The sequence below is a fragment of the Paracoccus sp. L-17 genome (assembly GCF_056857655.1).
The window spans coordinates 284,035-297,336 of sequence record NZ_JBSXNM010000046.1; the positions used below are offsets into that span (position 1 = coordinate 284,035).

Sequence of the window (13,302 nt, forward strand, 5' to 3'; positions counted from 1 at the left end):
GATTTAGGCTGGCAGCCGCACGGATCATGCAAGGGAGGGAAAGCAGGATGCCGGTCTATCTGATCGCGAATGTCACCGTGACGGACGATGCCTGGGTGCCGGGCTATGCCGCGAAGGTCCACGAGATCGCGGCCAAGCACGGCGGCCGCTATCTGTCGCGCAGCGGCAATATCGAGACGATCGAGGGCACGCCGCCGGGCTGCACGTTGATCGCGCTGATCGAATTCCCCTCGCGCGAGGCGGTCCGCGCCTTTGCCGAGGATCCCGAATACGCCCCCTTCGCGGAAGGCCGCAGAAAGGGCAGCGTCAGCGATTTTCACGTCATCGACGACAGCGACCTTGCCGGCGGCATTCCCTATCTGCCCAAGGGATAGATCAGGCAGATTGTCGATGCCTCGCGGACATGTCACAGAGGGGGCGGCAACGCGGCCCTCCTGACGGCTGCGGCGAGGGTGGAGTGCGCGAGGTGATGCAGTTCAGTTACGAGGGACGGACGATCCGGATCAACCTGCCGGACATGCCCGCCCTGATGACCGAAATCGCGCGTCGGCTGCACAAGGGCGAGGGTTTCGCGCTGGCCACGCTGAACCTGGATCATCTGGTCAAGTTGCGCAGCGATCCCCAATTCCGCCAGGCCTATGCGGAACAGGATCTGGTCTGCGCCGACGGCAATCCCGTGGTCTGGCTGTCGCGGTGTGCCGGGCGGCCGGTCACGCTGGTTCCCGGATCGGACATCGTGATTCCGCTGGCGCGGCTTGCCGCAGCGGAAGACGCACCCATCGCGCTTGTCGGCTCGACGATGGCGGCGCTGGACGCGGCCGCCGAAAGCCTGAGCCGTGCAGCGCCGGGTATCACCATCGCGGCCCGGATCGCGCCGCCGATGGGTTTCGATCCGGCAAGCCCCTCGGCCGGACGATTGCTGGAAGAGGTCCAGGCATCGGGCGCAAGGTTGTGTTTTCTGGCGCTTGGGGCGCCAAAGCAGGAACTGCTGGCGGCGCGGGGTCGGCGCGAAACACCGGAGGTGGGCTTTGCCTCGATCGGCGCAGGGCTGGATTTCCTGGCCGGGAACCAGCGCCGCGCGCCGTTGTGGGTGCGCCGGCTGGCGATGGAATGGGCATGGCGCATGGCCACGGCCCCGCGCCGCCTGATGCCGCGCTATGCGCGCTGCGCGGCGATCCTGCCGGCGGAACTGGCCGCGGCGCTGAAGCTGCGCCGCTAGCAGTCGAGGCAGGAAAAAACCGGCAGTGAACAACCGCCGGTCCCATCGTATCGGAAGACTGATCCGTCAGCAGCCCGTGGCGCGCATCACCACCAGAACCGTGCGCCACAGCAGCGTCACGTCGGTGGTCAGGCTGACCGAACGTTCGTAGCGGTCATCATAGAAGGCGCGCGAAGAAAAGCTGCAACGGTTGCGTTCGCTGGTCTGCCAGAAGCCGGTGATGCCCGGACGCAGCCGATAATAGGCCTCGCCCTCGTACATGACCTGCTGTTCGGGAAGCATGGGGCGCGGTCCGACCAGACTCATGTCTCCACGCAGCACGTTCCACAATTGCGGAAGCTCGTCCATCGAACACTTGCGCAGAAGGCGGCCCGTGCGGGTGACGCGCGGGTCGTCGCGCAATTTCTGGGACAGATCCCATTCGCTGCGCGCCTTGTCATCGCTGGCCAGGTGATCCGCCAGGCGCTGATCGGCATCGACGACCATGCTGCGCAGCTTCCACATGCGATATCGCCGGCCATCCCTGCCCACCCGTTCCTGCGAATAGAACGGCTTGCCCCCGTCGAGCATGACCAGAATGGCCAGCGCGATCACAACGGGAAGAATGACCGGCGAAGTCAGAAGCACGATCAGCACGTCAAGCGGACGCTTGAACATGCTGCGATAGACCCAAGGCACTGATTTACTTAAATTGACGGGGGCCGGAACCACGGCAACCATTTGCTCTTCAACAGCCATTTTTCAACCTACACCACACAATTGCAACTTTCGCTCCGGACAGAGGCAGGTTCGAGCCTCCGCATGGAGGTCGCACTCACCTCCGCGAAACCGCGCCGTTCTGGCTGCTTTCCGAAACGTCTTCCTAACGGGATCACTCTATCATCGGGGGCGGTTTCGCGAATAGCTAAAATTTTACGATTAGTTCTGAAAGACCTGCCTTTTGAGTCAGGTCGCGGGCGGTTCGGCAATCGCAAGGATTAATGTCTGATAGGTTCACAACCAATGGTTGCCAACGGACGGAAATCCGCAAAGCTGATTCGCCCAATGAGCGGAGAATCGCCGGAAAGAGGAGGATGACGGGACAGGCTGGTGCGGGTGGTCGGACTCGAACCGACACTCCTTGCGGAAAGGGTGTTTGAGACCCTCGCGTCTACCATTCCGCCACACCCGCAGCCTGTCGTCCCCGATGGCAGACGGGAACCGGGCCTTCGCCCTGGCACGCCGGCGACTCGGGCAGCCGGCGTTGGGGACGGTATCACTTGGGCCGCGGCAATTTGCAACCCGCCTTGCGTTGCGTCACGCCCGGCCCAGTCGTTCCAGCCGCGCCGCCCGCAACCGGGAAAAATCCTCGCCAGCATGATAGGACGACCGCGTCAACGGCGTGGCCGAGACCATCAGGAACCCCTTGCCGAACGCGGTCTTTTCGTAGCTTGCGAATTCCTCGGGCGTGACGAACCGATCCACGCGGTGATGTTTCGGCGTCGGTTGCAGATACTGGCCGATGGTCATGAAATCCACATCCGCCGCGCGCATGTCATCCATCACCTGCAACACGCCCTGCCGGTCCTCGCCCAGACCGACCATGATGCCCGATTTGGTGAACATTGCCGGATCCAGTTCCTTGACCCGCTGCAACAGCCGCAGCGAATGGAAATAACGCGCGCCGGGCCGGACCGAAGGATAGAGGCCGGGCACGGTTTCAAGGTTGTGGTTGAACACATCCGGCCGTGCCTCGACCACGGTCTCCAGCGCACCGGCGGCCGATTTCAGAAAATCGGGGACCAGCACCTCGATGGTGGACGCGGGGCTGCGGTGGCGGATGGCGCGAATCGTCTGGGCGAAATGTTCGGCCCCGCCATCATCCAGGTCGTCGCGGTCCACGCTGGTGATGACGACATGATTCAGGCCCAGCTTCTGCACCGCATGGGCCACGCGCCCCGGCTCGAACACGTCCAGCGCGTCCGGCCGGCCGGTGGAGACATTGCAGAACGTGCAGCCGCGGGTGCAGATCTCGCCCATGATCATCATCGTGGCGTGACCCTGGCTCCAGCATTCGCCGACATTGGGGCAGCCCGCCTCTTCGCAGACGGTCGAGAGGCGGTGTTCCTTCATGATGTCGCGGGTGCGCTTGTAGCCTTCGCTGACCGGCGCCTTGACCCGGATCCAGGCCGGCTTCTTCGGCTGGTCCTGATCGGGCCGGTGAGCCTTTTCCGGGTGGCGCAGGCGCGGAATCCGGGATTGCGGCGGGACGGTGCTGGTATCGGCCATGTCAACGCTTTCGCTGGGTTTCGTTCTAGGTAAACACAAAGACGCAGCGGATCAACGCCGCGCGCTGCCCGCCGGGGTCATGACGGCCATGTCATCGGGCCCCAGCAGCGCCGCCCCGGCATCGGCAAGGATCGCGGCCAGATCCTCGAACCAGCCCTGCGAGGGGGTCGAGGCGCGGCGCAGCAGCACCACCTCGCGGGCGGGCTGTGGCGCGGGAAAGCGGATCGCGGTCAGCCCTGGCGCCGCCGCGATTTCCTGCGCGGCGGCGATTTCGGGCAGGAAGGTCAAGCCCATTCCCTGCGCGGCAAGGCGGCACAACGTCGCCAGCGATGCCGCGCCCAGATCAAGCCGCGCCGAACCGCGTTCCAGCCCGCAGACCTCCAGCGCCTGATCGCCGAGGCAATGCCCCTCGTCCAGCAGCAGCAACTGGCCGGGATCCAGATCTCGCGGCTCGGGCGGATCGTCGCGAAGACGGGCGATCCGGGCCGCGCTGCCAGCCAGCAGGAACCGGTCGACGAACAGCGGCGCGGATTCCAGATCGTCGTTGCGGGGCGGCGTGGCGACCACGGCGGCATCCAGCCGTCCGGCGATCAACTCATCCAGCAGGCGTTCGGTCCGGGCCTCGCGCAGATGCAGATCGCGGCCGATATCGCGGGCGCGCAGCACCGGCAGCGCCTGCGGCAGCAGATAGGGGGCGACGGTCGGAATCATGCCCAGCATCAACCGGCCGCCCTGACCCGGCCGCCGCAAGCCCTGTTCCAGCCCCGCCATTGCCGCCATGACCCGGCGGGCATCGCGTTCCAGCGCCCGGCCCTGCGGGGTCAGCACCACGCCCGAGGGCGTCCGCTCGACCAGGCGCGCGCCGGCGGCGTCTTCCAGAGCGCGGATCTGCATCGACAGGGCGGGCTGGCTGACATGACTGATTTCCGCTGCACGGGTGAAATGGCCGTGCCGGGCCAGCGCGAGGAAATAGCGAAGCTGCCGCAAGGTGATGTTCATAAGACAGGCTGATACCCCAGGGGTTCGTCGCGGATTTCAGTTTATAGCCTGGCACCGCCCGATTCAACCTGGCCAGGACGAACCAGTTCGACAGCACGGCGTTCCCACCGCTTTCTTCCCGCCGCATACCGGGGCATATTTGGACCGACGTGAATGGGCGGAAAGCGAAAAAAAGGCGCCCTTTCGGACGCCCTTGGCCAAAATGTCACGGCATGGCTCAGCCGATCAGACGCGAACCGGTGCCGTAGGTTTCGGCATAATGGCGTTCCAGGCGCATCAACGCCAGACGCAACACGATCTTGCCCGACCGCGCCGACCAGCCGAGACGCCTTTCGGTCTGCTCGATTCCCTCGAGGAAGCAGCAGACCCGCAGCACGATATCGCCCATGCCGGGCCCCAGATCGCGCAACGCAACCGCGACCCGATCACGCGCGGATTCCGATCCGCCCCGGTAACCGCCGGCATGATACGAGACATCGATACCCGCGGTCATGAAGCCGTCCCAGTTCTGCGTGATGCGCGGTCCCATCTGCGCCAGCTCGAAATCCTCGCGCAGCCTCTCGCCCGCCCCGACCATCCCGGGCGTCAGGAACGGCCGTCCGTCCAGATCCCGACGACGCGCCAACAGCAAAAGCGGGCTTTCGGCGATGTTGACGCGGGCGCGGCGGCGCTTGCCGTCTTCGGGATCCTGGATCAGCCGGTTTTCCCAGACCCGATGCTGTTCGGCATGGTCGGGCGCCGTCTCGTCAGCCTTGCCCGGGACGGGGCGGGCATCGCTGAATTCCTGCGGCCCGGGAACCGCGTTGCGCTGGCGGGGCGAACGCAACATGGCGCGCAACGCATCGCGCCCCGCCGGCGCGATCGCATAGCGCTGGATCCGGGCCGAGCCGGACATCTGGACCACCCAGCCCTTCAGCGCCATCGTCTCGGCCAGGGCGCGCGGAAGGACGGCGGTGCGAATATCGTTGCGGGTGATGATCGCCTTTTCCATGCCATCGGCCGTGCCCATGACCGCGCCCGGTTCGGCCAGCCGTCTCAGCACGCGCATCGCCTGGCGACCGTCAGTGACCACAGGCCGCGCGACATCGGCGGCCGCGTTCAGCGCACCGTCGATCAGCGGATCGTCGCGCCGGGCCTCGAAGCGGCGGATCCGGCGCAGGATCGTCGAAGCGTGGCAACCCGCCTCGCGCGCCAGGGCACGGATCGTTTCCCCCTTCTCGACATGGCGCAGATAAAGGCGCGCATCTTCGGGCAGATCGGCGGCGGTGGCAGGCGTGGCGCTGGTTTCCGATCGGTGCTCCGCAAAGCTTGCATCGATTGCGAACTCACCGGTCAAAATGGTCATGTCTTGTCCCTCGTCATCCTCGGATGGACCTGGCAGATGGACCACCCTGGGTTGAATGAAAGCCCGTTAAAAACAGGCTAATTTATCCACATAGACGCAACATTCCCTAACAAATCCTAAAGATTTCTTTCCCCTCCGCGCGGTGCATCAAAGGGTAAGGCAACACACGTCAAAGTTGTGTGAACCTGCCTGTGTCACCACTTGCAGGAACCACGCCCATGATCGACAGCCCCAACGTCATTGCCTTCCGTCCGCGGCAGAACCAGGCCGCCCTGCGTCGTCCGCGCATCCTGATCCGGGCCGCCCGCGAGGGCCAGGCCGGCTGGCGGCGCGACCGCGATCTGCCGCGCCTGCTGCGCAGTGACCACTGCCCGCTGCCGGGCGCCTGTCTGTCGCGCCTGCGCGCGGAAGAGGCGATGCTGGAAGAGGCTCGGCAGGAAAAATCCGCCGAATACGACGTTCAGCGCCATGTCCTGCTGATGGTCGCGATCCTGGCCGAAATGCGCGCCGCGGTCCAGGCCGTGCCGGTGCCCGACCTTGCCGCAGCCGCGATCAATGCCGTGGCGATCAGCGTCCGCGGAACAGTGAGCCGAGCACACCCCTGACCAGCGCCTGCCCGGACTTGGTTCCCAGCTGCCGGGCAAGGCTTTTCCCGAAGGTCTCCAGAACCGTGTCGCTGCGCGAGCTTCGGCTGCGCGATCCGGTTCGCGACGATTCTTTCGCGCTCGGCTCGTAGCGGCGGCCGCGGCTGCCCTGGGCCTGTTTCATGTCGAAGAGATCGTCATCCGGGGTTGGCGACGCGCCGGTCCTGGCTTCGGCGCCGGCACGCGCGGCCTGTTCCGCGCGATCGGACAGAATCTCTTGCGCCGATTGGCGATCAAGGGGGGTGTCGTATTTCGCACCCAGTCCCGAAGCGGCCAAGGACGCGGCGCGTTCGGATTCGGAAATCGTGCCGAGCCGGCTGAACGGCGGGCGGATCAGCGTGCGTTGAACAACGCCCGGCACCCCCTTGCTTTCCAGCAGCGAGGTTACCGCCTCGCCGGTGCCGACATTCCGGATCGCCTCGGCCGTATCGAAGTCGGGATTGGCGCGGTAGTTTTCGGCCGCCAGGCGCAGCGCCTTCTGGTCCTTGGCCGTAAAGGCGCGCAGCGCGTGCTGGATGCGATTGCCCAATTGGCCCAGAACATCCTCGGGGATGTCGGTCGGGCTTTGGCTGATGAACCAGATGCTGACGCCTTTCGAGCGGATCAGCCGGGCCACGCGCTCGACCTTGTCGATCAAGGCCTTGGGTGCATCATCGAACAGCAGATGTGCCTCGTCGAAGAAGAAGGCGATCTTCGGGCGGTCCGGATCGCCCACCTCGGGCAGTTGCTCGAACAGTTCCGACAACAGCCAAAGAAGAAAGGTCGCATAGAGGCGCGGCGCATTCATCAGCCGTTCGGCCGAGAGGATGTTGATCACGCCCCTGCCCGCTTCGTCCTGCCGGATCAGATCGGACAATTCCATCGCGGGCTCGCCAAACAGCCTGCCCGCGCCCTGGTTTTCAAGCACCAGAAGCGCGCGCTGGATCGCCCCGATGCTGGCCGTGCCGACATTGCCGTATTGCAGCGACAGTTCCGTCGCGTTCTGGCCGACCCAGACCAGCATGGATTGCAGATCCTTCAGGTCCAGCAGCGCAAGCCCCTGTTCGTCGGCGACGCGGAAGGCGATGTTCATCACCCCTTCCTGTGCCTCGGTCAGATCCAGCAAACGCGACAGCAGCAGAGGCCCCATTTCGGCCGGGGTGGTACGGACGGGATGTCCCTTCTCGCCCCAGACATCCCAGAAAACGGTCGGGAACGGCTGATAATCGAGGTCCAGCCCGATCTGACCGGCGCGTTTGCTGAACGCCTCGTGCAGTCGGGCCTCGGCGCTGCCGGACTGCGACAATCCGGCCAGGTCGCCCTTCACGTCCGACAGAAAGACCGGCACACCGGCCAAAGACAGGCTTTCGGCAAGGGTCTGCAGGGTCACGGTCTTGCCGGTCCCGGTCGCACCGGCGATCATGCCGTGAAGGTTGGCGTATTTCATCAGCAGGGATTGCGGGTTGGCATAGGATGGGCCGCCGCCGCCGACGAAGATCGTATTTGCCTCTGCGTCCAGCACCCCGGTCATGCCCCGCCCCCGTTTTTGCGTTTTTCCGCCGCCAGTTCAGGCTGCGTGCGTTGCGACAATACAATCTTAAGGAAAATGTGTCAGTATGCGAATCGTCCGGGGTCACGATCGTGGACGTCGGACCTTCCTCCCTGTTGGACTGCCGCGCCTTCGGGCGCGGCTTTTTTCGTCCGGACGAGGCGTGCATCAGCCCAGCCCGAAGAGCCCGGTGGAATTGTGATCGAAACTGTCCTTCTGGACTGTTGACGGATCACGGCCGCGCGACTAGCGTGCGGCCAATGATGACCGGCCAGTCCGGCAGGGAGCAAACGCAAATGCGTTCAGGGGCCGCAGAAAACTGCGGCCCTTTCGCATGTCGCGCGCCCGGGTGCCAGCCGTGATTGTCCCGTTGCGTCAGGCTGCGGTCCCGGCGCGCAAGACACAAGTCGGGAACACCTTACCCTGCGTCAGCCGCCACTGGCGCGACGCGCACGCCAAGGTGAAGCCCTGTGACGCTGACGGATCGGTTGCGGCCTGACAAAGCGCGTCGGACGTGCTAGGCGGCGTCAAAGCATCGAGCAAAGGGAAGACACGAGAATGCTCAACAAATCTTCGCAGGCGCTGATCCTGGCTCTGAGCGTGATCGCCGCACCGGCCTTCGCCCAGGATGCCGCCGCCCCGGCCGAGGCGACCCAGCCCGCGACGTCGGCCCCGGAAACAACCGCCGCGCCGCAGGCGCCCGCGACAGGCGAGACCGCGCCCGCCGCAGACGCCGCAACAGCGAGCCAGGACAACGCCACCCCGGCCGCGCCCGCTGATGATGGCGCGCCGAAGGCCGGAAGCTACTATGTCAAATCGACGAAACAGGACTGGACCATTCGTTGCGTCAAGGCCCAGCAGGGCAAGGATCCGTGCGAATTGTATCAGCTGATGAAGGATCAGAATGACAATTCCGTGGCGGAAATCACGGTGATCCCGCTGAAAAACGGCGATGTCGCGGCTGGCGCGACGCTGGTGGCACCGCTGGAAACCGACCTGATCGAGGGGCTTGGCTTTGCGGTCGATGATGGCAAGTCGCGCGGGTATCCGTTCAGCTTCTGCGCCTCTGTCGGCTGCGTGTCGCGCATGGGTTTCACCGATGCCGAACTGACCGCATTGAAGCGCGGAAACAAGGCCGTCGTCAGCCTGCTACCCTTTGGCGCCGATCCGAAAAAGCCGGTTCAGCTGACCCTCTCGCTGACCGGTTTCACGGCGGCGTTCGATGAACTGACCGATTATGCATCAACGCCCGCAACCTCGAACGGTGCCGCCCCGGCCGAAACGGAAAGCGCGCCTTCGGGCAACTGATCGCATACCTGCGAATGCCAGATCGCCGTGCCCGCCGGGCGCGGCGTTGCGATATGGGCCCGACCGTGTTCAGACCCGGCGCAGGGCGACGACTGCGTTCAGCCCGCCGAAAGCGAAGGCGTTGGACAGGACCGCTTCGACCCGCGCCTCGCGCGCCTCGTTCGGCACCACGTCCAGCGCACATTCCGGATCCGGTTCCTGATAGCCGATCGTCGGCGCGATCACGCCATCGCGCAGGGCCATGATGCAGGCCAGCATTTCCACCGCGCCGGTGCCGCCGATCACGTGGCCATGCATCGATTTCGTGGACGAGATCATCAACCGGTCGGCGTGATGACCGAAGGCATGGGCGACGGCGGCGCATTCGGTCTTGTCATTGGCCGCAGTGCCGGTGCCATGGGCATTGATATAGCCGACCTGATCGGGATTCAGGCGCGCATCCTGCAAGGCACCGGTGATCGCGCGCTCGGCGCCCTGGGCCGAGGGCATGACGATATCCTGCGCGTCCGAGGACATGGCAAATCCCACCACCTCGGCCAGAATCTCGGCGTCGCGCGCGCGGGCGCTGTCGTAATCCTCGAAGACGAAGACGCCAGCGCCCTCGCCCTGGACCATGCCGTTGCGATTGGCGCTGAAGGGGCGGCAGGCGTCGCGGGACATGACGCGCAGCCCCTCCCAGGCCTTGACGCCGCCAAAGCACAGCATCGCCTCGGACCCGCCGGTCAGCATCACCTTTGCCGCGCCCGACCGCACCATCTGGAAGGCCAGCCCCATCGCGTGATTCGAGCTGGCGCAGGCAGTGGCCACGGTAAAGGCGGGGCCGCGCAAGCCGAATTCCATGCTGACATGGCTGGCCGCCGCATTGTTCATCAGCTTCGGCACGACGAAGGGATGAACGCGGTTCTTCCCCTCCTCATAGACATGGCGGTAATTCTCGTCCCAGGTGTTCAGCCCGCCGCCCGCCGTGCCCAGCACGACCCCCGAACGCAGGCCCAGGGCACCTTCGAAATCCAGCCCGGACTGGGCGACGGCCTGTTTCGCGGCCAGCAGCGTGAACTGGGTGAACTTGTCATAAAGCACGATCTGCTGGCGGTTGAAATAATCCTCGGCCCGCCAGTCATGGACCTGCCCGCCGATCTGGATCGACAGCCGGTCCACATCGCGGAAATCAAGCTGCGTGATGCCGCAACGCCCTTCGCGGAAGGCCTGCATCGTCGAGGCGACATCGTGGCCAAGCGCGTTGATGGTGCCCGCCCCGGTGATGACGACGCGGCGCAATCCGTCGTCGGGCCGGCGCGTTGCAGCAGGGGCGGCAAGCCGATCGGGCATGGCCGGCGCGGCCGCCCCCTTTCCCGTCTTCTTCGGATTCATGCGGCTTTCTGGGCCACCAGCCGCCGGACCGCCGCGATGATCGTGCCCATGTTCGAGATGTCGAAATCCGATTTCTCGGGCTCATTGGCATTGAACGGGATCGAGATGTCGAATTCCTCTTCCAGCGCGAAGATGGATTCGACCAGTCCCAGACTGTCGATCCCCAGTTCCTCGGGCGTGGCCTCGCTGGTCACCTGTTCGGGATCCAGCATCGCCTGTTCTGCGACGATCTCGCGAATGCGCGATTCGATCTGGTCGGTCATATGGCCTCCTGCTCAGCCCTTGTCCAACAATCGTGTAACAGTTTCCTGAAGCTTTGCCAGTTGTTGTGCAAAACGCGGCAGCCGCCGGACGGCCTTCTGGATTTCCATCTGGGTTTCCATCTTCACGGCCGGATTGCCCAGGATGACCCGGCCCGCCGGCACACGACTGAAGATCTTCGTGGCCCCGCCTGCGATCACGTCGTCGCCGATCTCGATATTGTCGCTGACGCCGACCTGCCCGGCCAGGATCACCCGGTCGCCCACGCGGCTCGACCCGGCAATGCCGACCAGCCCGCAAAGAAGGCAGTCCGCACCGACAACGACATTGTGGCCGATCTGGACCAGATTGTCGATCTTGGTGCCGCGCCCGATCCGCGTGGCCCGGATCGTGCCACGGTCGATGGTGGCATTCGCGCCGATCTCGACATCGTCGCCGATCTCGACCCCGCCCAGCGAATGGATGCGCGTCCAGTGCTGCGGGACGAACCCCTCGCGCGTGCCCAGAGAGCGTCGGATCTCCTCGATCCCCGATTCCTCCGGGGTGACGAAGGAAAAGCCGTCGCCGCCGATCACCGCGCCCGGCTGCATGATCAGCCTGTCGCCGGCGCTGACACCATGACCGATCCGCGCCCCTTCGCGCAGCAACGCCTCGCGCCCCAGCCGCGCCCCGCGTCCGACCGAGACATGCGAGGCGATCCGCGCGCCCTGCCCGATCACCACATCCGCGCCGATCACCACGAAGGCGCCGATCGCCGCACCGGCGCCGATCCGCGCCGTCGGGTCGATCACCGCGGTGGGGTGGATGCCGGGCGCGATGTCCGGACCGGGATCGAAGGTGCGGGTCAGCCCGGCAAGCAGCAGGCGAGGGCGGGGCGCGAAGATCGCGGCCCGCAGCCCGTACTCCTCGGGATCCATGCCCTGGGCCAGGATCGCCATGCTGCCGGGCTTCAGGCCGTCGGCATATTTCGGCGCCATCGCCATCGCGATCAGACCGCCCTCGGGACCGACGGGGACAGTGTTCGCGGGCTCGGCGGCGCCGGTCACCGGCAGCGACAGATCGCCCCAACCCTGCGCGTCCAGCGCCCGGGCAAGCTCTCCGACGGTCAAGGCCATGCGTCGTCTCCTTTCGCTGGACAGCGACTTAATCCTTCACGGCGCGTTAATCCAGACGGCCCTTTCCAGGGGCCCAGGCGCCACGGCGTCACGGATATGCGAGCCACGTCGCGGCAGATTTGATGATGTCGGGCCAAGCAACCTCTCGCCTGCAGGTTCCGTTCGTGGCGCTTTGGCCACAGACGCGGCCTTGTCATGCGCCCTGAGCGCCCGGACAACTTGCGGTTGAACCGAGCTTTCGCGACGCTTTGCCACGGTTGCTGCTGCAGCCCGCGCCCACAGCAACGCACTTTTCGGCTGATATGACTGGACAATCCGCCGCGTCCGGTCCGTTCAATCGAGCCAGAGGGAAATTCTACCGCCATCACATCGGTCCTGTTGCCTTGCCGCAACGCTTGCGATGACAATTCGCAACACCGCCGCAAGATGAGCGAATTTCTGCCTATGGTGGAAAAAACGCCCGCTTTCGCGACCAAAGCGGTTTTCCGACGCACAGCATTTTGACATATTGTTAGGCAATCGAGACTAAATCTCGAGAATGTCGCGGAAGAACGCGGCCGCAAGAACGAAGCAGGACAGGCGATCTGACATGACAATGGACCTCATCTCCCGCCGGGGACTCATGGGCGTATTCGCGGCCACGACAGTCACGGCGGCACCCGTGATGGCGAATGCCTTCGGCTTTCTCCGTGGCGCGGGCGACATGCGTCGCGTGCGCATGTACAATGGACGGACTGGCGAAAGCATCGACACCGTTTACTGGGTCAACGGCAAGTATATTCGCGAAGCACTGAATGAAATCAATATCTTCATGCGCGATTGGCGAACCGGGACCGCGATCGGCATCGACCCGCGCGCGATGGATGTCGCCGCAGCGACCCACAGGCTGCTGCAGACGAACGAACCCTACATGATGCTGTCGGGCTATCGTTCGCCGCAGACCAACGCGATGCTGCGCCGGACGTCTTCTGGTGTCGCCAAGAACTCTCTGCACATGTCCGGCAAGGCTGCGGACATGCGGCTCAAGTCGCGTTCGGTCGCGCAGATGTTCAAGGCGGCGGTTGCATGCAGGGCGGGGGGGGTCGGCAAATACAGCCGCTCGAACTTCGTTCACATGGATTGCGGCCCGATCCGCCAATGGGGCGCGTGATCCGGGATCGTTGCCAATGATGGCAGACGAAGGCGCCGCTCGCGGAAAACGCGGGTGGCGCCTTCGTCTTCGGCGCCGCGCGGCTTCCTCGCGC

Annotated in this window: 13 protein-coding genes and 1 tRNA gene; 5 read left to right on the forward strand and 9 right to left on the reverse strand. The window is 65.0% G+C overall.

Features of this window, described 5'->3' with window-relative positions:
• The first annotated feature begins 47 nt into the window (after window positions 1-47).
• Complete coding sequence (locus AC13CR_RS18285; protein WP_292955702.1) at window positions 48-374, forward strand: DUF1330 domain-containing protein; 327 nt, start codon at window positions 48-50, stop codon at window positions 372-374.
• A gap of 95 nt (window positions 375-469) precedes the next feature.
• Window positions 470-1,219: a WecB/TagA/CpsF family glycosyltransferase gene (locus AC13CR_RS18290; RefSeq protein WP_292955705.1), complete on the forward strand. Its 750-nt coding sequence runs from the start codon at window positions 470-472 to the stop codon at window positions 1,217-1,219.
• Between the two features lie 66 nt (window positions 1,220-1,285).
• Here AC13CR_RS18290 and AC13CR_RS18295 read toward each other — a convergent pair whose 3' ends face one another.
• The 5 genes from AC13CR_RS18295 to AC13CR_RS18315 form a co-directional block, all read right to left on the reverse strand.
• Entirely contained in the window at window positions 1,286-1,876 is a 591-nt protein-coding gene (locus AC13CR_RS18295; protein WP_482920001.1) for a sugar transferase, read from the reverse strand.
• Window positions 1,877-2,306: 430 nt separating this feature from the next.
• Window positions 2,307-2,390 (reverse strand) — tRNA-Leu (locus AC13CR_RS18300).
• A gap of 125 nt (window positions 2,391-2,515) precedes the next feature.
• Complete coding sequence (gene lipA / locus AC13CR_RS18305; RefSeq protein WP_292955712.1) at window positions 2,516-3,487, reverse strand: lipoyl synthase; 972 nt, start codon at window positions 3,485-3,487, stop codon at window positions 2,516-2,518.
• Between the two features lie 51 nt (window positions 3,488-3,538).
• On the reverse strand, window positions 3,539-4,486 hold the full coding sequence (locus tag AC13CR_RS18310) for a hydrogen peroxide-inducible genes activator (RefSeq protein WP_293014222.1): 948 nt from the start codon (window positions 4,484-4,486) through the stop codon (window positions 3,539-3,541).
• 217 nt (window positions 4,487-4,703) lie between these two features.
• A complete protein-coding gene (locus tag AC13CR_RS18315; RefSeq protein WP_292955718.1) occupies window positions 4,704-5,831 on the reverse strand; it encodes a DUF6456 domain-containing protein in 1,128 nt (375 codons plus the stop codon).
• A gap of 218 nt (window positions 5,832-6,049) precedes the next feature.
• Here AC13CR_RS18315 and AC13CR_RS18320 point away from each other — a divergent pair, with 218 nt between their 5' ends.
• Entirely contained in the window at window positions 6,050-6,436 is a 387-nt protein-coding gene (locus AC13CR_RS18320) for a DUF6477 family protein (protein ID WP_292955721.1), read from the forward strand.
• On the opposite strand, the gene AC13CR_RS18325 is transcribed toward AC13CR_RS18320, so the two are convergent.
• Window positions 6,399-7,985 (reverse strand): helicase HerA-like domain-containing protein, encoded by a 1,587-nt coding sequence (locus tag AC13CR_RS18325; RefSeq protein WP_482900938.1) that lies wholly within the window; start codon window positions 7,983-7,985, stop codon window positions 6,399-6,401. The two genes, AC13CR_RS18320 and AC13CR_RS18325, sit on opposite strands and share 38 nt — an antisense overlap.
• Window positions 7,986-8,561: 576 nt before the next feature.
• Here AC13CR_RS18325 and AC13CR_RS18330 point away from each other — a divergent pair.
• Complete coding sequence (locus AC13CR_RS18330; protein ID WP_292958216.1) at window positions 8,562-9,311, forward strand: invasion associated locus B family protein; 750 nt, start codon at window positions 8,562-8,564, stop codon at window positions 9,309-9,311.
• Between the two features lie 69 nt (window positions 9,312-9,380).
• On the opposite strand, the gene AC13CR_RS18335 is transcribed toward AC13CR_RS18330, so the two are convergent.
• From AC13CR_RS18335 to lpxD, 3 genes are all read right to left on the reverse strand, one after another.
• Window positions 9,381-10,589, reverse strand: coding sequence for a beta-ketoacyl-[acyl-carrier-protein] synthase family protein (locus tag AC13CR_RS18335; protein ID WP_292958224.1), 1,209 nt, complete (start codon window positions 10,587-10,589; stop codon window positions 9,381-9,383).
• Window positions 10,590-10,678: 89 nt separating this feature from the next.
• Entirely contained in the window at window positions 10,679-10,945 is a 267-nt protein-coding gene (locus AC13CR_RS18340; RefSeq protein WP_292958214.1) for an acyl carrier protein, read from the reverse strand.
• Window positions 10,946-10,957: 12 nt separating this feature from the next.
• Window positions 10,958-12,058: a UDP-3-O-(3-hydroxymyristoyl)glucosamine N-acyltransferase gene (gene lpxD / locus AC13CR_RS18345; RefSeq protein ID WP_292958212.1), complete on the reverse strand. Its 1,101-nt coding sequence runs from the start codon at window positions 12,056-12,058 to the stop codon at window positions 10,958-10,960.
• A 589-nt stretch (window positions 12,059-12,647) separates the two neighbouring features.
• Between lpxD and mepK the strand changes: the two genes are divergently transcribed.
• A complete protein-coding gene (gene mepK / locus AC13CR_RS18350) occupies window positions 12,648-13,208 on the forward strand; it encodes a peptidoglycan L,D-endopeptidase MepK (protein ID WP_292958210.1) in 561 nt (186 codons plus the stop codon).
• The last annotated feature ends 94 nt before the right edge of the window (window positions 13,209-13,302 follow it).